The sequence below is a fragment of the Burkholderia sp. L27(2015) genome, assembly GCF_009765705.1.
GTDB lineage: Bacteria > Pseudomonadota > Gammaproteobacteria > Burkholderiales > Burkholderiaceae > LMUX01.
This window is the reverse complement of record NZ_LMUX01000051.1, coordinates 1-318: the sequence shown is the minus strand read 5'-3', so window position 1 is coordinate 318 and position 318 is coordinate 1. Positions and strand designations below refer to the sequence as shown.

Sequence of the window (318 nt, the reverse complement as noted above, 5' to 3'; positions counted from 1 at the left end):
AGGTCTTGGCGTGATCTTCGCCATGGCTGGCGGTGAGCTCATATTGCGGCAACGGCCAGCCACCGGCCTGCAGCCATTCCTGAAGGCGGGTCTTGGCGTCCTTGGAAGATCGTCGCAGCGCCGCGATACGTTCACCGAACAGCCCGCGTACGACTTCGCGGCAGGCTTCAAAACCGGCATCCAGGTACACCGCGGCCACCAGTGCCTCAAACGCATCGGCCAGGATCGAATCGCGTCGGAAGCCACCGCTTTTCAGCTCGCCGGGTCCGAGTTTCAGCTCGTCACCCAGCTCCAGTTCACGCGCCACGAGCGCCAGCG

The 318-nt window shown here is 64.2% G+C and carries 1 protein-coding gene; it reads right to left on the bottom strand.

Annotated elements, in window-relative coordinates:
* Positions 1–318, bottom strand: a 318-nt coding sequence (locus GSQ77_RS29025) for a ribonuclease III family protein (protein WP_367889710.1), incomplete at both ends; no start/stop codon positions are given.